This is a genomic window from Mesorhizobium sp. M0778 (assembly GCF_040320105.1).
Classification (GTDB): domain Bacteria; phylum Pseudomonadota; class Alphaproteobacteria; order Rhizobiales; family Rhizobiaceae; genus Mesorhizobium.
Genome location: NZ_JAMYPA010000001.1, coordinates 428,082 through 447,920 on the forward strand (window position 1 = coordinate 428,082; position 19,839 = coordinate 447,920).

General features: G+C 64.1%; 16 protein-coding genes, 1 pseudogene and 1 riboswitch. Of the genes and pseudogenes, 9 read left to right on the top strand and 8 right to left on the bottom strand.

The genetic code is table 11. The features are described from left to right. Nucleotides 1-210 precede the first annotated feature (210 nt). The 4 genes from NKI22_RS02195 (at nt 211) to NKI22_RS02210 (ending at nt 5,462) form a co-directional block, all read left to right on the top strand. Entirely contained in the window at nt 211-3,627 is a 3,417-nt protein-coding gene (locus NKI22_RS02195; RefSeq protein ID WP_352815043.1) for a helicase-related protein, read from the top strand. Between the two features lie 12 nt (nt 3,628-3,639). Further along, entirely contained in the window at nt 3,640-4,026 is a 387-nt protein-coding gene (locus tag NKI22_RS02200; protein WP_023721017.1) for an RNA-binding S4 domain-containing protein, read from the top strand. A gap of 148 nt (nt 4,027-4,174) precedes the next feature. Next, nucleotides 4,175-4,513 (top strand): ferredoxin FdxA, encoded by a 339-nt coding sequence (gene fdxA, locus NKI22_RS02205; RefSeq protein WP_023721018.1) that lies wholly within the window; start codon nt 4,175-4,177, stop codon nt 4,511-4,513. Nucleotides 4,514-4,880: 367 nt separating this feature from the next. After that, a complete protein-coding gene (locus NKI22_RS02210; protein ID WP_006327799.1) occupies nt 4,881-5,462 on the top strand; it encodes a CarD family transcriptional regulator in 582 nt (193 codons plus the stop codon). A gap of 74 nt (nt 5,463-5,536) precedes the next feature. On the opposite strand, the gene NKI22_RS02215 is transcribed toward NKI22_RS02210, so the two are convergent. The 3 genes and pseudogenes from NKI22_RS02215 to NKI22_RS02225 all read right to left on the bottom strand — a co-directional run bounded on the left by NKI22_RS02215 (nt 5,537) and on the right by NKI22_RS02225 (nt 7,881). Next, a complete protein-coding gene (locus NKI22_RS02215; protein WP_352588268.1) occupies nt 5,537-6,310 on the bottom strand; it encodes an amino acid ABC transporter ATP-binding protein in 774 nt (257 codons plus the stop codon). After that, nucleotides 6,307-6,987, bottom strand: a complete 681-nt coding sequence (locus NKI22_RS02220) for an ABC transporter permease subunit (RefSeq protein ID WP_023721020.1) — start codon at nt 6,985-6,987, stop codon at nt 6,307-6,309. Before NKI22_RS02220 ends, NKI22_RS02215 begins: the two co-directional genes overlap by 4 nt. 121 nt (nt 6,988-7,108) lie before the next feature. Then, nucleotides 7,109-7,881 (bottom strand): annotated as a pseudogene (locus NKI22_RS02225) (amino acid ABC transporter substrate-binding protein). A gap of 328 nt (nt 7,882-8,209) precedes the next feature. Here NKI22_RS02225 and NKI22_RS02230 point away from each other — a divergent pair. Beyond that, nucleotides 8,210-9,067 carry an RNA polymerase factor sigma-32 gene (locus tag NKI22_RS02230; protein ID WP_352958173.1) on the top strand — a complete coding sequence of 286 codons (858 nt, stop codon included), beginning with the start codon at nt 8,210-8,212 and terminating at the stop codon, nt 9,065-9,067. Between the two features lie 254 nt (nt 9,068-9,321). Here NKI22_RS02230 and NKI22_RS02235 read toward each other — a convergent pair whose 3' ends face one another. The 4 genes from NKI22_RS02235 to thiB form a co-directional block, all read right to left on the bottom strand. Next, nucleotides 9,322-10,728, bottom strand: coding sequence for a M48 family metalloprotease (locus tag NKI22_RS02235; protein WP_502897680.1), 1,407 nt, complete (start codon nt 10,726-10,728; stop codon nt 9,322-9,324). 317 nt (nt 10,729-11,045) lie between these two features. Next, nucleotides 11,046-11,837 (bottom strand): thiamine ABC transporter ATP-binding protein, encoded by a 792-nt coding sequence (gene thiQ, locus NKI22_RS02240; RefSeq protein WP_023721024.1) that lies wholly within the window; start codon nt 11,835-11,837, stop codon nt 11,046-11,048. Continuing rightward, entirely contained in the window at nt 11,834-13,453 is a 1,620-nt protein-coding gene (thiP, locus tag NKI22_RS02245; protein WP_352480902.1) for a thiamine/thiamine pyrophosphate ABC transporter permease, read from the bottom strand. Before thiP ends, thiQ begins: the two co-directional genes overlap by 4 nt. A 233-nt stretch (nt 13,454-13,686) precedes the next feature. Next, nucleotides 13,687-14,700, bottom strand: coding sequence for a thiamine ABC transporter substrate binding subunit (gene thiB, locus NKI22_RS02250; RefSeq protein WP_352815049.1), 1,014 nt, complete (start codon nt 14,698-14,700; stop codon nt 13,687-13,689). A gap of 43 nt (nt 14,701-14,743) precedes the next feature. Continuing rightward, nucleotides 14,744-14,858: riboswitch (TPP riboswitch) on the bottom strand. A 127-nt stretch (nt 14,859-14,985) separates the two neighbouring features. On the opposite strand from thiB, the gene NKI22_RS02255 reads away from it, so the two are divergent. Genes NKI22_RS02255 through NKI22_RS02270 form a run of 4 tightly spaced genes read left to right on the top strand, consistent with a single transcriptional unit; the run spans nt 14,986 to nt 18,051 of the window. Then, nucleotides 14,986-15,630: a thiamine diphosphokinase gene (locus NKI22_RS02255; protein WP_352815051.1), complete on the top strand. Its 645-nt coding sequence runs from the start codon at nt 14,986-14,988 to the stop codon at nt 15,628-15,630. 1 nt (nt 15,631) lies between these two features. Further along, nucleotides 15,632-17,452 carry an ABC-F family ATP-binding cassette domain-containing protein gene (locus NKI22_RS02260; protein WP_352815053.1) on the top strand — a complete coding sequence of 607 codons (1,821 nt, stop codon included), beginning with the start codon at nt 15,632-15,634 and terminating at the stop codon, nt 17,450-17,452. 57 nt (nt 17,453-17,509) lie between these two features. Continuing rightward, nucleotides 17,510-17,752, top strand: coding sequence for a type II toxin-antitoxin system CcdA family antitoxin (locus tag NKI22_RS02265; protein ID WP_352480905.1), 243 nt, complete (start codon nt 17,510-17,512; stop codon nt 17,750-17,752). Further along, nucleotides 17,752-18,051, top strand: a complete 300-nt coding sequence (locus NKI22_RS02270) for a CcdB family protein (RefSeq protein WP_352815055.1) — start codon at nt 17,752-17,754, stop codon at nt 18,049-18,051. Before NKI22_RS02265 ends, NKI22_RS02270 begins: the two co-directional genes overlap by 1 nt. Nucleotides 18,052-18,084: 33 nt before the next feature. Here the strand turns inward: NKI22_RS02270 and NKI22_RS02275 are convergent, their stop codons facing one another. Beyond that, nucleotides 18,085-19,806, bottom strand: coding sequence for a hypothetical protein (locus tag NKI22_RS02275; RefSeq protein WP_352815057.1), 1,722 nt, complete (start codon nt 19,804-19,806; stop codon nt 18,085-18,087). Between the last annotated feature and the right edge of the window lie 33 nt (nt 19,807-19,839).

Consider the following 19,839-nt stretch of genomic DNA (forward strand, 5'->3'; position numbering starts at 1 on the left):
CGCGAGTCAGTGATTCGTCGCTGATTCGTTCCAGACTCGTTCCAACTGTTAATCGGGAACAGATTTCTGGCTTCGAACCGACCAATCAGCCTGCCCTCGGCACATTCCGCTTTCGCTTCGCGCCCGAAATCCCTATGTGTCGCCTGTCATACGCGGCCAATATGGGCGCGCTCCCGACAATGCGAGGCAGAGAGCCTTATTTCCAGGCCGATGAACATCCATCCGAAACACACTGAACCGCTGATCCTGTCGGGTCGAGACGTGACGGCCGTGCTCGGCCCGACCAATACCGGCAAGACCCATCTCGCCATCGAACGCATGGTGGCGCATGAGAGCGGCGTCATCGGCCTACCGCTCAGGCTGCTTGCCCGCGAGGTCTATACGCGCGTCTGCGAGAAGGTCGGCGCCCATAAGGTTGCGCTCATCACCGGCGAGGAAAAGATCCAGCCGGCGGGCGCGAAATACTCGGTCTGCACGGTGGAAGCGATGCCGCGCGAGACCGACGCCGCCTTCGTTGCCATCGACGAGGTCCAGCTCGCTGGCGATCTCGAACGCGGCCACATCTTCACCGATCGCATCCTGCATCTGCGCGGCCGCCAGGAGACGCTGCTGCTGGGTGCGGCCACCATGCACGGCATTCTGCAGCGCCTGCTGCGGGGCGTGTCGGTGGTGACCCGGCCACGGCTGTCGCATCTTGCCTATGCCGGCTCGAAGAAGCTGACCCGCCTGCCGCGGCGCACCGCGATCGTCGCCTTCTCGGCCGACGAGGTCTATGCCATCGCCGAGCTGATCCGCCGCCAGCAGGGCGGTGCCGCCGTCGTGCTCGGCGCGCTCAGCCCGCGCACCCGCAACGCCCAGGTGGCGCTGTTCCAGTCGGGCGATGTCGACTACCTCGTCGCCACCGACGCCATCGGCATGGGCCTCAACCTCGACCTCGACCACGTCGCCTTCGCCCAGAATCGCAAATTCGACGGCTACCAGTACCGCAACCTGACCGCGGCCGAGCTCGGCCAGATTGCCGGCCGTGCCGGCCGGCATCTGCGCGACGGCACCTTCGGCGTCACCGGCCAGGTCGATCCGCTGGATGAGGAATTGGTCAAGAAGATCGAGGCGCATGATTTCGATCCGGTGAAAGTGCTGCAGTGGCGTACCGCGCATTTCGATTTCGCCAACCTCGATGCGCTGAAGCGCTCGATCGAGACCAACGCCCCGGTCGAAGGCCTGACGCGCGCACTGCCGGCCGTGGACGCGCAGGCGCTCGAGCATCTGTCGCGCGACGAGGACATCCGGGCACTCACCACCGACGCCAAGCGGGTGGCGCTGCTGTGGGAAGCCTGCGCGCTGCCCGACTACAGGAAGATCGCGCCGGCCCAGCACGCCGACTTGATCGCCTCCATCTACATGGACCTTGCCAGGCACGGCCATGTCGACGAGAACTACATGGCCGAGCAGGTGCGCCGGGCCGACACCACTGAAGGCGATATCGACACGCTATCGCACAGGATTGCCCAGATCCGCACATGGACCTTCGTTTCCAACCGGCCCGGCTGGCTGGCCGATCGGGCACACTGGCAGGAAAAGACGCGCGAAATCGAAGACAGATTGTCGGATGCGCTGCATGAGCGGTTGACGAAACGTTTTGTAGACCGCAGGACTTCCGTCCTCATGCGGCGCCTTAGAGAAAACACGATGCCTGAAGCCGAAATCAGCCCAACCGGAACCGTCCTCGTCGAAGGCCATCACGTCGGCGAGTTGCAGGGTTTCCGCTTCACCGCCGACCAGAGCGCCGGCGGCGAGGACGCCAAGGCGGTGCGGGCGGCGGCGCAGAAGGCGCTTGCCGCCGAGTTCGAGGCGCGTGCCGAACGCTTCGGCGCCTCGGCCAATGGCGACATCGCGCTGGGTTCGGATGGCACGCTGCGCTGGATCGGCGCGCCGATCGGCACGCTGGTCGCTGGCGAAGACGCTTTGAAGCCGCGTCTCGTTCTGCTCGCCGACGAGCAACTCACCGGCCCGGCCCGCGACAAGGTTGCGGCGCGCGCCGAGCGCTTCGTCAATTTCCAGATCGAATCCCTGCTGAAGCCGCTGGTCGATCTCAAGAATGCCGAGCAGATCACCGGCATCGGCCGCGGCATCGCTTTCCAGCTCGTCGAGCATTTCGGCCTCATCAACCGTCGCGACATCGCCGACGAGATGAAGTCGCTCGACCAGGAGGGCCGCGCGGCGCTTCGCCGTCTCGGCGTGCGCTTCGGCGCCTACCATGTCTTCGTGCCGGCGCTGATCAAGCCGGCGCCGGCCGGGTTGATAACGCTGCTGTGGGCGCTGAGAAACGACGGCAAGGACAAGCCCGGCTTCGGCGATGTCGTTCACGCACTGGCCTCCGGCCGCACCTCGGTGGTCATCGATCCAACCTTCGACAAGACCTTCTACAAGCTGGCGGGCTACCGCAATCTTGGCCGGCGTGCTGTACGCGTCGATATTCTCGAACGGCTGGCCGACCTGATCCGGCCGGCGACCAACTGGAAGCCGGGCCTCGGACCTCGCCCCGACGGCGCCTATGACGGTCAGTCCTTCATGGTGACGCCGCCGATGATGTCGATCCTCGGCGCCACCGCGGACGACATGGAAGAAATCCTGAAGGGGCTCGGCTATCGCGCCGATGCCAAGCCGGCGGCCGAGGTCAAGGCGCGGCTCGAAGCACAGGACAATGCCGCGCGTGAAGCGGCCGCTGCAAAGCAGGCGGCGGAAGAGGCAACGCGAGCCGAGCAGGCGAGGATGGCGGAAGCAGCTGCCGCGGCAGAGCCGCCGGCGGAGGTTTCGGCGGAGGCTTCGGAGCCTGTGTCGGATGCGGCTCCTGTTGCGGAGGCGGCCGAAGCCGTGACCGAAGCGGCGGCAGAGCCTGTCGCGGAAGACCAGCCGGAAGCTCCAGCCCCTGAAGCTGCGGCAGAAGTCACGCAAGAGACCCAGCCCGCCGCCGAAGCGGCTGCAGAACCAGCGGCTGAGCCAAGGACGGAACTTGGGGCGGAAACTGAGGCTACGGCACCGGCAGAGCCGCCGGTTTCCGACACTATGGAAGCATCGCCGGCCGAACCTGCAGCAACGGCGGAAGCCGTCGCCGGCGAAGCTGCCCCAGAAGCCGAGGAGCCAAAACCTGTGCTGTTGTGGCGGCAGGGTCGTTTCGACCAGCGCCCGCGTCATCGCCAGCATGACAACCGCCCCCGGGACAATCATCGGGACAGTCGCCCGCGCAATGGTCAAGCTGCGCCGGACGGCCGCAGCGATGCGCCGGTAGATGCCGGCGGGCAACCGACGCCGGGCGACCGGCCCGCCCGTCAAGGGCGCCACGATCAGCGCGACGGCGCCGGCAAGCCACGCTTCGACCGCAGCAAGTTCAAGCCCAAGCCGCAAGGCGAGGCGGCAGAGCAGCGCGCCGGCAAGCCGCAAGGCGAACGCCTCGACCGGCGCGAAAACCGGCCCGACTGGAAGGCTGGACGGCAGGACGGCAAAGGCGGCGCCCAAGGCGCAAAGCCCGCCTTCCAGCCAAAGCCGCGTGAGGAACGCCCGGTCCGCTTCGATCCGGACTCGCCCTTCGCCAAGCTCGCCGCGTTGCGCGACCAGCTGAAGAAGTAAGCTGTTCGTCCGATGGTCACTGATGCCCGCCAGCGCATCGACAAGTGGCTGTTCTTCTCGCGCGCGGTAAAATCACGCACGCTGGCAGCCAAGCTGGTCGTCACCGGACGCGTCCGCATCAATCGCGACAAAGCAGCGCAGGCATCCGATACGGTCCGGCCGGGTGACGTTTTGACCATCACGCTCGAGCGGCGGATCTTCGTCTGGAAAGTCCTTGGCACCGGCGCACGGCGCGGCCCGGCCGAAGAAGCCCGCCTGCTTTACGAGGACATGTCGCCGCCCCCCGCGCCCAAGGGCGAGGCGCTTCCGGATGCGGTGCCGCCGTTGCGCGAGGCCGGCAGCGGTCGCCCGACGAAGAAGGAACGCCGCCAGACCGACCACCTGCTCGGCGACGATTGAGCAAGGTCGAACTTCCGCTTTGCCGGGCCTCTGGAATTCCATTCCGGAAACCCCGGCACCGCTGGCAAGGGCTGCCCTTGCCAGCGGCGGACAAAGGCGTTACCTCACCAAAAAAGCCCAACAAAATGGGACGTCCCGGAGCCGACCAATGACCTATGTCGTGACCGACAATTGCATAAAATGCAAATACATGGACTGCATCGAGGTCTGTCCGGTCGACTGTTTCTACGAAGGTGAGAACATGCTCGTCATCCACCCGGACGAGTGCATCGACTGCGGCGTCTGCGAACCGGAATGCCCGGCCGACGCGATCAAGCCCGACACCGAGTCGGGCCTCGACAAATGGCTGCAGATCAACACCGAATATGCCGATAAATGGCCCAACATCACCGCCAAGAAGGAGCCCCCGGCCGACGCCAAATCCTTCGACGGGGAAGCTGGCAAATTCGAGAAATATTTCTCCCCGGAGCCCGGCGAAGGCGATTAACGAGAGCGCTGATTGCGGCAGCCTGACGCGGCGTAACAGACGTGATACATTAACTGCCTTGACAGGCGGCGATGGCGCATGGCCTTCGCGCGTGCAGCAAAACCTTGATTCTTCCGACTTTTTGTGTTATATCAGCCCAACATGCCGGTGACACAACGTCGATTTATGGCGCAAACGCCCCAAATCACTGAAAGGTGAATTTCTCAATCCGGACCAGAGCGATCTGGGGCAGGCGGTCGCAATGTTGCGATTTGCCGGTCCTGGCCTTCCGGTGAGTTCATCGTTGTGTGGCTAAGGACCGGTCACCCCGGTCGCACGAGTTCGGGCCGGCACGATGCCGGTACCACAACAAGGAGTTCAGGGCGTAATGGCAACGATCACCCCGCAGAAGAAGTCCACCGCAGCGCGCCACGGTTTCAAGACCGGCGAGTACATCGTCTATCCGGCGCATGGTGTCGGCCAGATCGTCTCGATCGATGAGCAGGAAGTCGCGGGCCACAAGCTGGAACTGTTCGTCATCGACTTCCAGAAGGACAAGATGCGCCTGAAGGTGCCAGTCGCCAAGGCGACCTCGATCGGCATGCGCAAGCTGTCGGAAGAGGATTATGTCGAGCGCGCGCTGAAGGTCGTGCAGGGCCGGGCCCGCGTCAAGCGCACCATGTGGTCGCGCCGCGCCCAGGAATATGATGCCAAGATCAACTCCGGCGATCTGATCTCGATCTCGGAAGTGGTGCGCGACCTCTATCGCGCTGACAACCAGCCGGAGCAGTCCTATTCCGAGCGCCAGCTCTACGAGGCGGCCCTCGACCGCATGGCCCGCGAGATCGCGGCCGTCAACCGCATGTCGGAGACCGAAGCGGTGCGCCTTATCGAGGTGAACCTCAACAAGGGCCCCAAGCGCGGGGCCAAGGCCGACAACGAGGAAGCCGAGCAGGAAGAGGCCGCCTGAGCCTTTTCGCCTTCGAATTCAGAAAAGCCCGGCCTCGCGCCGGGTTTTTATTTTTGGGATCGGCGAATGCATATCTAACCTTCGACACCGCCCTCCCTTTCCGCCTCCTGCTTCAGCGTGGCGATGAACCGCTTGGTCCGCTGGCGCTCCGGGTTGCTGAACAGCACCGCGGCCGGCCCTTGTTCGACGATGTTGCCGGCATCGAGGAACACCACTTCCCGCGCGATCTTGGAGGCGAGCCTCAGATCATGCGTCGCCATCACCATGGTCGTGCCCTCGCTGGCGAGCTTGCCGAGCACGTCGACCACCTCTTGCGCCAGTTCCGGATCGAGTGCCGAGGTCGGCTCGTCGCAGAGCAGCACTTTCGGCGACGGCGCCAGCGCCCGGGCAATCGCCACGCGCTGCTGCTGGCCGCCTGACAGCGTCGCCGGCCAGGCGTCGGCCTTGTGCGCCATGCCGACCTTTTCGAGCAGGGCGAGCGCCCGTTCGCGCGCCCTTTCCTTGGGCCATTTCAGCACCGTCACCAGCCCCTCCATGATGTTCTCAATCGCGGTGCGATGCGGAAACAGCTGGAAATTCTGGAACACCATGCCGGTCTGCAGCCGCAGCCGCTGGATATCCCTGGTCGAGACCCTGCCGCCGGGGTGGAATTCGAGTGCATCGTCGCCGATTCGCACCGTGCCTGAAGTCGGCAGCTCGAGCAGGTTGATGCAGCGCAAAAGCGTACTTTTCCCGCCGCCCGATGGCCCGACAAGCGCGGTGACGCTACCTTCCTCGATGGTGACGGTCACACCCTTCAGCACCAAATTGTCGCCGAAACGCTTTTCGATGTTGGTGAGGCCGATCATGCGCGCGCCTCCAGGAAGCCACCATAGCGGTTAAGCCGCGTTTCCAATCGGGCCTGCAAGGCCGACAGCACGGAGCTCATGACCAGGTAGAGAGCCGCTGCCTCGACATAGAGGATCAGCGGCTCATAAGTGGTGGCGACAATGCGCTGCGCCGCCTGGAACATCTCGGGCACGGTAATGGCGGCGGCGAGCGATGTATCCTTGACCAGTGAGATGAAGGTGTTGGACAGCGGCGGCACGGCGACGCGCCCCGCCTGTGGAAGAATGGTGCGCCGCATTGCCTGGGCCCAGGTCATGCCGATCGAATAGGCCGCTTCCCACTGGCCCTTCGGCACCGAACCAATGACGGCGCGGATGATTTCCGACGAATATGCGCCGATGTTCAAGGTAAAGCCGATCAGTGCTGCCGGAAAAGCGTCGAGCAGGATGCCGACCGATGGCAGGCCGTAGAAGATAAGGAACAGTTGCACGAGAAGCGGCGTGCCGCGGAAGATCCAGACATAGAAGCGGACCACGGCGACCAGCGGTTTGGGACCGAACAGCCGGACAAGCGCCACGACCAGGCCGAGGACAAGACCGAATGCAAACGACAGCAGCGTCAACGGCACGGTGAAGATCAGTGCAGCCCACAGCAGCGTAGGCAGGGATTCCAGCATCAATTGCAGCCAGTGCGGCACGAAGCCTCCTCCTTGCCAGATTGCCGTCGCTCATATCACGCGAAAGCGGCGGGCCGTCAAAGACAGCTCGCCGCGACATGAACGACGCGGGCCGGCATTCGGCCCACGCGAGAAAAGCCGTTTACTTCGAAACGTCCTGGCCGAAATAGGTATCGGCGATTTTCTGGTAGGTACCGTCGGCCTTGATGTCGGCCAGCGCCTTATTGATGGCGGCCACCAGTTCCGGATCGCCCTTGCGCACGATGACGCCGGAATAGTCGGCGTTTTCTTCCTGCGCGGCAATCTTCACATTGGCGTCGGGCTTGTGCTTCTTGAAGTCGAGGAAGGACAGGCTGTCGTTGATGGTGGCGTCGGCGCGGCCGGTGAGAAGAAGCTGGATCGACTGGTCGAAGCCGTCGGTGCCGACGAGCTCGGCGCCATTGGTTTCAGCCAGCTTGCCGAAATTCGAGGTCAGCGACTGCGCCGCCTTCTTGCCCTTGAGATCGGCGAAACCCTTGATGTCGGTGTTGTCGCCGCGCACGATCAGCACCGCCTTGGAGGCGATGTAAGGATCGGAGAAATCATATTTGGCCTTGCGCGCCTCGGTGATGCCGACCTCGTTGATGACGGCATCGTAGCGGTTGGCGTCGAGACCGGCGATCAGCCCGTCCCATTTGCCTTCGAGGAACTGGGCTTTGACGCCGAGGCGCTCGGCGATGGCCCGGGCGATCTCGACGTCGAAGCCGACCAGCGCGCCGGAAGCATCATGATAGGTGAAGGGCGCATAGGTTCCTCCGTGCCGACCTTGAAGACGCCGGACTGCTTGATCTGGTCGAGATTGGCGCCGGCATGACCGGCGGCGATTGCCAGAACCTGCAGCGTTCCGGCGATAATGAGCGATTTGAGCCATTTCATTTTTCTGTGATCCCGTCCTTGGCCGATGTCCGGCGTCGTTGCGAGTGCCGGAAAATGACAGATGCGCGATGCCAAAATAAGAAACTAAATTTCAAAAATCTCGCGCCCTTGAAATCCCATTCTCAACCAACACCTCCCGGCGGCACCCGGCTGAGTCAAGGCCGATGGCGAATCGCCTGGAACAGCGCAATCGGCATGACAGTCCGGGGGAACATTCCCCCGCATCGCACGTTCTTGGCTGTTGTAGGGCGCGGCGCCGCCATTTCAACCATCGGCGCCAACTCACGATTCAGCGATCGCACCGCAACGCCTGAAGCAGGAGCGCGGCATGATGCAAGACAGTGCAGGACGGACCATGGTTCGCGCGGCGATGAAAGCCCCTTACCTGGAGCGCGACGAAGAGCATCTCTTGGCGCTGCGCTGGAAGGAGAACAATGACCAGCACGCGCTGCACCGCATCACCGTCGCCCATATGCGGCTGGTTATTTCCATGGCGTCGCGGTTCCGCCACTACGGCCTTCCCCTGGGCGACCTGATCCAGGAAGGCCATGTCGGGCTGCTGGAGGCCGCGGCCCGTTTCGAGCCCGAGCGCGACGTGCGGTTCTCGACCTATGCGACATGGTGGATCCGCGCCTCGATGCAGGATTATATCCTGCGCAACTGGTCGATCGTGCGCGGCGGCACCAGCTCCGCGCAAAAGGCGCTGTTCTTCAACCTGCGGCGCCTGCGCGCCCGCCTGGCAAACGGCGCCGAGCAGACGTCGAATGCCACGCTTTACCGCGAAGTGTCGGCGGCTCTCGGCGTTTCCGAGGCCGATGTGGCGATGATGGATTCCCGCCTTTCGGCACCCGACAGCTCGCTCAACACGCCGCTTGCCGACGATGCGGGCGCAACCGAGCGGATGGAGTTCCTGGTTTCGGATGACCCGCTGCCCGACGAGGTCGTCGGCGACACGATCGATGTCGAACGCCGCTCTGTCTGGCTGAAGACGGCGCTCGGCGCGCTCAATGCGCGAGAACTCAGGATTATCGAGGAGCGCCGGCTGAGCGACGAGGGCGCGACGCTCGAAGCGCTCGGCGAGACGCTCGGCATCTCCAAGGAACGTGTCCGGCAGATCGAGGCGCGCGCCATGGAAAAGCTCAAGGCAGCTCTGGTGAAGCAGAACCCGGAATTTCTCGCAGCCTAACGTGCCACGTCCTGGCTGATTATTTCTTGCCCGCTGCCCGGTTGATGCTGTTTGACATATGTCAGGCCTACCGCCAGTGAAATCGAAAGCAGGCAGCAGACCACCACAAAGAACCTTGGAAACCTGCTGCGCTCCGCTTTAGCGACCAGCGTTTTCATCATGAAATTGAAGAAAGTGTACAAAACCGCCTCGTTGCATGGCGCGCAGCTTGCCACGGTATTCAGGCTCTGGCCCTTACACAAGCAGCGTCGCGATTACTTGTCGGTGACGATCTTGACCTTGTCGCCGGCCGAAACGGCAGCGCCCGGCGACAGCGCGTTGAGCACCCTGAACAAATCCAGCTTGCGGTCGACGCCGACCATCTGTGCGGCCAGGGAGCCCATTGTCTGGCCGGGCTGCACCGTGACGATGCGGATACGCAGCGGCTTCAACGCCGCCTTCTCGGCAGCACTCAGGATGCGGAACGAGCCGCTGACCGAGCGCGCCACCGTGCTCAGCGAGGTGCTGGCCGAAGGCGCCGCGGTCAGCAAGCGGTAGACCTGACCGCCGGCGCGGATCACCGCAATATCGAATTGCCAGCCATCGGCGCCAGCATGCGCGGTTGCCGCTTCGTTGCCGTTGATCGTCTCCTGGCGCACGCTGCTGGCGTCGAGGCCGGCAACCCAGCCGCTGCGGATGTAGTCGGTCAGCGAGCGGCCGTTGTCGATCGAAACGCCGTCGAAGCGGATCGCGATGTCGCCCGGGCCTGTCGCCGTCACCGCCGCTGCCGAATTGTCGATGATGAAGCCATTGGGCACCGAGAACGACACGCCGAGGCCAGGATGCAGGAAAGTTTCGCCGCGCACATAGCCTTCCTCCGGTGTGTCGCCGTAAAGCAGCCCGTCTACGCCGGAAAGGAATGAATCGCGGTCGCGCGACCCGACACCGGGCGCGCCGAACTGGCGGGCGTGGCGTTGCGCGAGGTCGATACGCTGCGGCGTGTTGGGGTGCGTCGCCAGGAAGTCGAGGCTGGCGTCGGTGGCGCCGCTGATCGAGCGGAAATCGGTATAGGCCGACATCGACTGCAGGAAGCGGCCGGCGGCGTAGGGATCGAAACCGGCTTCGCCGATCGATTTGATGCCGATGGCGTCGGCCTCCAGCTCCTGATTGCGCGAGAACTGGGCCAGCCTCAGCTTGCCGCGGATCAGCGCCGCCTTGGCCGTCGGGTTGTCGCCGAGCACATCCGAAACGACCTTGGTCGCCAACCCCTCTTCGGCTTCCAGCTGCTGGCGCTGCAGGCCGTGATTGGCCGTAACGTGGCCCATCTCATGCGCAATGACGGCGGCAAGCTCGGCTGAATCGTTGGCCAAGGCCAGCAGGCCCCGGGTGATGTAGAGATAGCCGCCCGGCAGCGCGAAGGCATTGACGTTGGGCGAGTTGAGGATGGTGATGCGGTAGGTCTGGGTCGGGTTGGCCGACACTACGGTCAGTCTGCCGACGATCTTGGCCACCATGCGCTCGAGCTTGGGGTCGGAATATTCTCCGCCATAGGTGGCGAGGATGCGCGGGTGCTGCGCCTTCGCCAGTTGGGCGAGCTTGCCGTTGGCGGCGACATTGTCGACCGTGATCGGCTTGTCTGAGGGCTGAAAGCCTGATTCCTGCACGTCGGGAGGCGTGAACATCTGGCAGCTTGCCAGCGCCACGGCAAGACCGGCCAGCGCCAGAAAGCGCGCCAGCGGTTTCACCCTCCGATTGTCGATGCCGGTCGGCAGATCGGCTTCCTTTCAAGTCCTGGCACGTGACCGCGAAAATCGGGCGCGATTTCCGGAAAGCATCACGCGCAAAATCAAGTGCTACGGCGTCCTTCGTGCGTCCGACAGATACGAGGCAGCAAGGGCAAATCACGGTCTAAGCCGGACCAGCTCCTGGCGGACCTAGCCACACTACCTCGACCATGGCAAGCAAGCGCCGCTTCGCCTTCCGCCGGTTTGACCATAAATTATGTCCGCTTCCGGGCAACATCTCGTGATCCAGCCGCAAACGGACCCGAGCCGATATAGCGTCGGAATGCCTCCGGTCCAGCCCCGACGAAAAAATCGGCCGCAGTGCCCGTCGCGGCAACCGTGCCACCATCCAGGAAAACCATGTTTTGCCCGATACGGCGCGCATCGTCCGGCTGGTGCGTGACGAATAGCACCGTCATGCGCTGCTCCGAATGGACGTCGGCGACCAGGTCGAGCATGTCGTCGCGCAGTGCCGGTCCGAGCGAAGCGAACGGCTCGTCGAGCAACAACACCGGCCGGTCGCGCACCAGGACCCGAGCGAGCGCGACGCGCTGCCGCTCACCGCCGGAGAGTTCGCGCGGCAGCCGGCTTTCCTTGCCGGCAAGGCCGACGCGCTTCAGCGCTGCGGCGATTGCGGCGCGGTCAGCCTCGCTCAGCATGAGCGAAGGCGAGCGGCCGAGCCCGACATTCTGCTCGAGGGACAGATGGGCAAACAGGTTGTTTTCCTGGAACACCATCGATACCGGCCGCGCTGATGGCGGCGCAGTGCTGACGTCGGCGCCGCCGATGAGCACGCGGCCTGACCGCGGCGCTTCGAAACCGGCCACCAGATTGAGCAGCGTCGACTTTCCCGAACCGCTCGGCCCCATGATGGCGGTGATTTCCGACGCCGGGAAATCGACATCGAATATAAGCGGCGTTTCACCATAGCTGAACGAGACATTATCGAGCCGCACGGCCGCGCCTTTTTCGACCGAAATCGACCGTTCCGGGCTGATCGGCATCATGATTTCTCCCTCCTTCCCAGCCAGTCCGCGGTCAGCACAAGCGCCAGGCAGACAAGGCCGAGCAGCAGCGCCAGGCCGGCCGCATCCTCGGTGCGGTAGCTGCCCATGCGCGCCAGCAACAGATAGGGCAATGTCTGCACGGAATCGCTGCCGAACAGCGCAATGACGCCGAGATCACCGAGCGACAGCGCCATGGCGAAGGCGAAGCCGGTGGCGAGCGGCCGCCGCAGCGACGGCCAGTCGACCAGACGCAACCGGTTCCAGCCCGAGATGCCAAGCTGTGCACAGAGCCGTTCGTGGCGTTCGCTCGCCGCGTCATAGGCGGGGCGGATGGCGCGGATGGCGAACGGCATCGCCATCACCGCATTGACCACAACCACCATGACAGGGGCGATCGCAAAGACATCGCTGACGCTGCGCAGGAGCAGGAACCAGCCGGCACCGATGACGATGGGCGGCACCACCAGGACGAACCCCGCACCGGTGTCGGCCAGGTGTTCGAGCAGCGTCCGCCTGCCGGTCCGCCGGGTGAGCGCCAGCGCCCGGCGCGCCATAACCAGCGACAGCGACAACGCCAAGGAGAGCAGCGCCGATAGGAGGGAGAGCACGGCACTGGTCGCCGTCGCTTGCCGCACCGCGCTCTCGCCGGCCAGGCGGCCGAGATCGGCGCCAAGCCCGGCCGACAGCGTAGCCGCCATCGGTCCGGCGACAAACAGCAGTGCCAGCCCGATCACCAGTGCGTTCAGCACGGTCTCGGCCGCACCGGCTGAAAAATACCGGCGCGGGGCTACCGGCAGATTGGCGTCGCCGGTCATATTGGCGCCAAGCCGCGTTAGTGCCAGCACGACGACGAAGGTCAGGGCAATCTGCAACAAGGTCAGCGTCACCGCCCGCGCCGGGTCGAAGTCGAAACGCAGGGCCTGGTATATGGCAACCTCCAGCGTCGTCGCGCGCGGCCCGCCGCCGAGCGTAAGCACGATGGTGAAGGAGGTGATGCACAGCATGAAAACGAGCCCGGCAACGCCCGGCAGGGCCGCACGCAACGCCGGCCATTCGATCAGCCGGAAGGCCGGCGCAGCACCCATGCCAAGCTGGCTCGCCAGCCGCCATTGGTTAGCCGGCACCGTCTGCAACGCTTCCAGGAACAGTCGCGTTGCCAGCGGCAGGTTGAAAAAGACGTGGGCGACGAGAATACCCGATAGGCCATAGATGCCGGGCCAGTTCTGGCCGCCAATCGCACCGAGCAAGCCGGCGAAATACCCGGCGCGGCCATAGAGTGCCAAGACACCGAGTGCGGCAACAATGGCCGGCAGCGCCAGCGGCACGGCGAAAAGCTGCAGGACAAAGCCTCGCCCGAAAAACTGTGGATGCCGCGACAGCGCGCGCGCGACGAACAGCGCCGGTGCGACGGAGAGCAGGGTCGACAACAGAGCCTGCCAGAGCGTGAAGCGGGCAACACGGAGGAGATAGGAATCAAAGGCGGAGGCGGCGCCCGACAGGTCGCGCATGGCTTCGACGACGAGCCCGGCGAATGCCCCGCCGATCAGCAGCGCGATGGCGGCGAGCGCGACGATACCGGCAGCGACGCGGGTATCCGATGATGGCGCGCGTTGCACGCTAGACCACCAGATTCGAGATTCTTAGCGAGGATTGCGTTCCTTCGCGCCCCCCTCTGTCCTGCCGGACATCTCCCCCACATGGGGGGAGGTTGGCAGGTTCAGCGCTCCGCTCATTCCGGCAATGTCGGAGATTGGCGAAAGCCGGCATGACGGCCAATCTCCCTCCTTGTGGGGGAGATGTCCGGCAGGACAGAGGGGGGCGCCGTAGGGCGATCATCTTTCAATCCGAGCTACTTGCTCATCACCGCCAGCCACTCGTCGACCCAGGCCTTGCGATTTGCGGCGACCTCTTCCGAGCTGAACAGCAAGGTTTTGGTCGGTTTGACGAGCTTGTCGAACGCCGGATTGAGCGGCTTGTCGGTCTTGCCGGCCGGGAACATCCAGTTGGTTTCGGGAATGAGATCCTGGAATTTCGGCCCGGTCATGAAGGCGATGAACTTTTCCGCCAGCGGGTTCTTCGCGCCCTTGGTGGTGATCCCAGCGACTTCGATCTGCAGATATTCGCCTTCCTCGAAGGACGCCGCCTGGTAGCGCGAGGTGTTTTCGGCAACCATGTGGTAGGCTGGCGAAGTGGTATAGGACAGCACCATCGGCGCCTCACCCTTGGTGAACAGGCCGTAGGCCTCGCTCCAGCCCGGCGTCACCGTCAGCACCTTTGCCTTGAGTTTGGCCCAGGCTTCCGGAGCCTTGTCGCCATAGACCGACTTGACCCACAACAGCAGGCCAAGGCCCGGCGTCGAGGTGCGCGGATCCTGGATGACGATCTTGTCGCCGGCATCGCCCTCGACCAATTCCCTGAGGCTCTTCGGCGGGCTCTTCAGTTTTTCGGTATCGTAGACAACGGCGAAATAGCCATAGTCGAACGGCACGAAGATATCGTCGCTCCAGCCGCCCGGCACACTGACGTCCGACACGGCGCCATGCGGCGAAAACAGGCCGGTTGCCTTGGCATCGGCGGTCAAATTGGTATCGAGGCCAAGCACGATATCGGCCTTGGTCGCGGCCCCTTCCAGCTTCACACGGTTGAGCAGTGCCACGCCGTCGGCGACCGAGACGAATTCGACGACACAGCTGCACTCGGCCTCGAAGGCCTTCTTCACCGCCGGTCCCGGACCCCAATCGGCGGTGAAGCTTTCATAGGTATAGACGGTCAGCTTATCCTGTGCCGATGCCTGCCCTGGCAGGGCGAGCGCGGATGCTGCAAGCAGGATAATCGAGACAAGAGCGTGGAAAAAACTGCGCATCGGCGCCTCCTTCGTTCGCGTTGAAAGGAATTGAGGCGTCGGGCTGTCCGAAACGTCTAATCCCTCCGCCGGTACAAACCGGATCAGGTTCAGCGGGTTGGCAGTCTTGCCTCTCAGCCGGTCCGCGAAGATCGCGTCCGGCACCCCGTTAGAGCGTTTCGACACATAGGCCCGGCCGAAGTGCTGCGCAAGCGGAAGTTTGCCGGGCATCCAAAGCCCAGCCTTCCGTTTCGTCTGCCGTTTCATCTTCCGTTTCCGGGGCAGGGCTGGTAAGGGCCACGAGATATGAGCACATTCACCATCCTGCTTGGCGGCGATCTCATCCGCACGCCGCTGCTCGACCGCCAGGTCGAAGGCTCCCGCGTCATCGCTGCCGATGCCGGTATCGGCCATGCCCTTATGCTGGGCCTGATGCCGGAACTCTGGGTCGGCGATTTCGATTCCATACCTGCCGATTTGCCGGAGGATCTGGCCGCCGTGCCACGGCAGGTGTTTCCCGCCGAAAAGGACAAGACCGACGGTGAACTCGCTATCGCCGCCGCGCTCGAACGCGGTGCGACCAGACTTGTGCTGGCAGGCGCCTTCGGCGGCAAACGCACCGACCACATCTTCCTGCATCTGGCGCTGAGCGTCCGGCTGGCGGAAGGCGGGACGGAAGTGCTTTTGACCAGCGGCGCACAGGAAGGCATTCCTTTGCTGCCTGGAAAGACTGGCTTCGATTATGTCGACGGTACGCTGTTTTCGGTGCTCGGCTTTTCGGATCTCGCCGGCCTGACAGTCACCGGCGCCAAATGGCCGCTCGCCCATGTCGAGGTTGCCTTCGGCTCGTCGCTGACCATTTCCAACGAGGTCAAGGGCCGGCTGGAAATCGCGCTGGCCAGCGGCCGCGCACTGCTGCTCGCGCATCCTTTTCCCCTACCTGAAAGCTGACATGGCGCCGCCGCTTCTCAATCTCGACGGGATAAAGCTGACCTTTGGCGGCGCGCCGCTGCTCGACGGTGCCGCCCTGACGGCTTCGGCTGGCGACAAGATCGCCCTGGTCGGCCGCAACGGCTCTGGCAAGTCGACGCTCCTCAAGATCGCTGCCGGGCTGATCGAACCGCAGGACGGCGAAGTCTTCCGCCAGCCCTCGGCGACTGTGCGCTACTTGCCGCAAATGCCCGACATGGACGGCTTTGCGACTGTCCGCGCCTATGTCGAGGCAGGCCTCGGGCCCGCCGACGATCCCTATCGCGCCACCTATCTGATGGAGCATCTCGGCCTGACCGGCGAGGAACGGCCGAACGACCTCTCCGGCGGCGAGGCGAGGCGCGCGGCACTCGCCCGCGTCATGGCGCCGGAGCCCGACATTCTCCTCCTCGATGAGCCGACCAATCACCTTGATCTTTCGGTTATCGAATGGCTGGAGGAGGAGCTTGCCCGCACCTCCTCGGCACTGGTCGTCATCTCGCATGACCGCCGTTTTCTGGAACGCGTGTCGCGCGCCACAATTTGGCTCGACCGCGGCCAGACCCGTCGTCTCGATAAGGGCTTTGCCTATTTCGAGGAATGGCGCGACACGGTGTTGGAGGAGGAAGAGCGCGAGCAGCACAAGCTCGGCCGCCAGATCGTGCGCGAGGAGCACTGGCTGCGCTATGGCGTGACGGCAAGGCGCAAGCGCAACATGCGCCGACTCGGTGAGTTGCAGACCATGCGCCAGCGCTTTCGCGGTCATCGCGGCGCCGAGGGTGCGGCGACGATGACAGCCAGCGACGCAGCCGAATCCGGCAAGCTGGTGATTGAGGCCAAGAACATCGAGAAGAGCTTTGGCGATCTGACCGTGGTCAAGGGATTCTCGACACGCATCCAGCGCGGCGATCGCGTCGGTCTGGTCGGACCGAACGGCGCCGGCAAGACGACGCTGTTGAAGATGCTGACCGGCGAATTGAAGCCGGACGCGGGCACGCTTCGGCTCGGCACCAATCTGGAGATCGCCACGCTCGACCAGAAGCGCGAGGCCGTCGATCCGCAGGAGACACTGGCGCAGTATCTCACCGACGGACGCGGCGAGAACCTTGTCATCAATGGCGAGCAGCGCCACGTCGTGTCCTACATGAAGGACTTCCTGTTCAAGCCGGAACAGGCGCGCACGCCGGTGCGCGAGCTTTCGGGCGGCGAGCGGGCACGGCTGATCCTCGCCCGCGTTTTGGCGCGGCCGGCAAACCTGGTTGTGCTCGACGAGCCGACCAACGATCTCGACATGGAGACGCTGGAGCTGCTGCAGGAACTGGTCGCCGGCTTTGCCGGCACGGTGATCCTGGTCAGCCACGATCGCGATTTCCTCGACCGCACGGTGACCAGCATCATCGCGCCGGATGGCGACGGCCGCTGGATCGAATATGCCGGCGGCTATTCCGATATGCTGGCGCAGCGCGGCGGCACCAGGCTGGACGACCGCAAGGCGCGGCCGAAGGCAGAGACCGGCGAGGCGACGGCGGCAAGCAGGAGCGAAGCGGCCGCTAGCAGGGGCCCGGCCAAGAAACTGTCGTTCAAGCAGAAATTCGCGCTGGAAACCTTACCCAAGAAGATCGAGGCGGTGTCGGCCTCGATCTCGCGGCTGGAGAACAACATCGCCGATCCGGCCTATTATGAGCGCGACCCGGCGTCGTTCCAGAAGACGATTGCCGCGCTCGACAAGGAGCGCGCCACGCTGGAAGCGCTCGAAGAGGAATGGCTGGAACTCGAGATGCTGCGCGAAGAGATGGAGCGGTGAGAGGTTGAATGCACGCTCATATGCGCCTACATTATGCGCATAAATGGGAGCGGCTCCATGCCTCGATCGAATCCAAAAACCCAAAGAAAGTCGGTTAATACATCGATCGACTCCGGATTGATCGAGGACGCCAAGGCGTTGGGCATCAATATATCCCGCGCTGCAGAAGAGGGTATCGCCAAGGCGATTTCGGCCGAAAAAACCCGGCGATGGCAGGAGGAAAACAAGGAAGCGATCGAGAGTTCCAATGACTATGTCAGGCGCAACGGCTTGCCTCTCGCCAAGCACCGGCTGTTTTGATGGCGCGTTATGATTTCTACCAGATTGCCGAAGGCGACGGTTATCTTCTCGATGTCCAGTCCGACCTTCTGGGACGGCTCGACACCAAGGTAGTCGTCCCGCTGATGCCAGCCAATAAGGCCCCAGTGCCCGGCCGCCGGCTAAATCCTATCTTCACCATCAACGGCAAGGACCATGTCATGGTCACTCAATTCATGTCAGCCTTGATGACATCTGAATTGCCCATTGCCGAAGGAAATCTTTCTCGCCATCACGACGACATCGTGAGCGCAATCGACATGTTGTTCCAAGGCTTCTGAGCCCCAAAGAGGGGTTGGGCTGGTAAGCGGCCCTCAGCCCGCTGTCTTTGTCTGCCAGGCCTTCAGCGCCTCGTCGAACACCTTCTCGCCGGGAATGCCCTTTTCCATCGTCAGCAGCGCCCGCCGCCCGGTCTTGTAGACGACCGGAACGTCAATCCAGTCCTGGCCCCTGAGCAAGGTCAGATTGGCGTCTTCATCTGCCTTGGTATCGTTGAGCGCAACCAGGAAGAAACCGTCGGCGATCTTGGCCGGGATGCCGATCAGCGGGCTGCCGGCATCCTGCTCGGAGCCCTTCATGGCGACACGCAGGATGTTGTCGACGCCGCCGCCCTCGAAGCCGTCAGGCGTCAGGAAGATCATCTCGATGATATGGCTGGCCGGCAGCGTCTGGTCGGTGTTGCGGCGGATCGTCATGCGCAACTGGATATCCTTGCCTGGAATGGTCGCCTCGGCGCGGATCGCCGGCTCGGGCGGCAGGTCGCCGCCGGGCGATTCCTGCACCAGCGACCAGACGATATTGCCGGGCTCGGCCGAGCCTTGAGCGGTGCTGGTGCGCTCCTCGTAGAAGATCGCCTTCTGGCCGACGGCCAGCGCGGCTTCCGGCGGAACTACCGTCGGTGCCGCTGCCGTCACGGGCGGTGGGGCGGCCGCTGCAGGCGCTGGCGGGGCAGCTGCAGCATCGGCCGGCGCTGCCGCTCCGTTGGCGGGCGGCGTTGCGGGAGTTGGTGCACCGGACTCGTCGACTGCTGGAGCATTGGCCGTGGCTTGCGCGTCTGCGGGCGCGGCCGGTGCCGGCGCGGCGGGTACCGGGCTGGTCGGCGTTTGTGCAGCCGACGGCGGCGTGGTCAGCGCAGCGACGGATTCGCCTTCGCCGATGCCCGCCTGCCCGGCCGCGGGGCCGGGATCGACCTCGTGGCCTTCGGGCGTCAGGCGCTGCGTGAACTTCGCGCCTTCGCCGGCCTCCGTCGGAGGCGCGGCGGCCGGGACGGCCGCATCGGCCACCGGCTTGGCCGGGGCTGGTTTTACCAGCGGTTCGATGGCGACGGTTTTGGTCCCGTCGAGGCCGAGCATGCTGCCGAACGCATCCTTGTTCAGCCACATGCCGTAACCGCCACCGGCAATGACCAGCAAGGCGGCGGCAGCGGCAATCACACCGCCATAGCTGCGCCTGCGCTCGGCAGGATGGAGCCGCTGGAACCTATCCTCCGCGGGGTCGCCGTCGTTGGAAAAGTCATCGCCCCGAAAAACCCCGTCTTGGTCATCGGCCGTCGGAAGATCCATATCGGACGGCGGCGGACCAGCGCGCTCCTGAGAAAGAGTGACGGGCTGCGGCTTTTGCCAGTTCGGCGCCGCCTTGGCGGGCGTGGGCTGCCATGCCGGCCCAGTCTGTGCCGGCCCAGTCTGTGCCGGCCCGGTCTTTGCCGGCTCGGTCTTGGCCGGCTCGGTTTTGGCCGGCTGGCGGACATGGCTGGGCTGGTTCTTGTTGCGGTCGATGGAGGAGAAGATGTCCTCCAGCTCCGCCAGCGGATCGGATGCCGGCGCCGGTTTGCCATACTCTCGCTCAATGCTTGCGATGGCATCTTCGAGTGCACGCTTCTGCCTGGCGACGTCCGACGGCGCAAGCGGTGGATCGCGTTCGGCAATCTTCTTTGCAATCGTCGAACGGGCCTTGTCGTAGACCCTGGCGCGCACCTCCGCCGACGGCTCGCCGAGATTGTCGAGCGTCTTTTTCAGAACAGAAACAAAATCTACCATGCTTCAGTCGACCTGCATTTTGTTTCTGGGCCG

Bases quoted from the DNA above. Each gene is read 5' to 3' on its own strand.
- NKI22_RS02195 (WP_352815043.1), top strand. From the start codon at position 211: ATGAACATCCATCCGAAACACACTGAACCGCTGATCCTGTCGGGTCGA.
- NKI22_RS02200 (WP_023721017.1), top strand. From the start codon at position 3,640: ATGGTCACTGATGCCCGCCAGCGCATCGACAAGTGGCTGTTCTTCTCG.
- fdxA (WP_023721018.1), top strand. From the start codon at position 4,175: ATGACCTATGTCGTGACCGACAATTGCATAAAATGCAAATACATGGAC.
- NKI22_RS02210 (WP_006327799.1), top strand. From the start codon at position 4,881: ATGGCAACGATCACCCCGCAGAAGAAGTCCACCGCAGCGCGCCACGGT.
- NKI22_RS02215 (WP_352588268.1), bottom strand. From the start codon at position 6,310: ATGATCGGCCTCACCAACATCGAAAAGCGTTTCGGCGACAATTTGGTG.
- NKI22_RS02230 (WP_352958173.1), top strand. From the start codon at position 8,210: ATGATGCAAGACAGTGCAGGACGGACCATGGTTCGCGCGGCGATGAAA.
- NKI22_RS02235 (WP_502897680.1), bottom strand. From the start codon at position 10,728: ATGTTCACGCCTCCCGACGTGCAGGAATCAGGCTTTCAGCCCTCAGAC.
- thiQ (WP_023721024.1), bottom strand. From the start codon at position 11,837: ATGATGCCGATCAGCCCGGAACGGTCGATTTCGGTCGAAAAAGGCGCG.
- thiB (WP_352815049.1), bottom strand. From the start codon at position 14,700: ATGCGCAGTTTTTTCCACGCTCTTGTCTCGATTATCCTGCTTGCAGCA.
- NKI22_RS02255 (WP_352815051.1), top strand. From the start codon at position 14,986: ATGAGCACATTCACCATCCTGCTTGGCGGCGATCTCATCCGCACGCCG.
- NKI22_RS02260 (WP_352815053.1), top strand. From the start codon at position 15,632: ATGGCGCCGCCGCTTCTCAATCTCGACGGGATAAAGCTGACCTTTGGC.
- NKI22_RS02265 (WP_352480905.1), top strand. From the start codon at position 17,510: ATGCCTCGATCGAATCCAAAAACCCAAAGAAAGTCGGTTAATACATCG.
- NKI22_RS02270 (WP_352815055.1), top strand. From the start codon at position 17,752: ATGGCGCGTTATGATTTCTACCAGATTGCCGAAGGCGACGGTTATCTT.
- NKI22_RS02275 (WP_352815057.1), bottom strand. From the start codon at position 19,806: ATGGTAGATTTTGTTTCTGTTCTGAAAAAGACGCTCGACAATCTCGGC.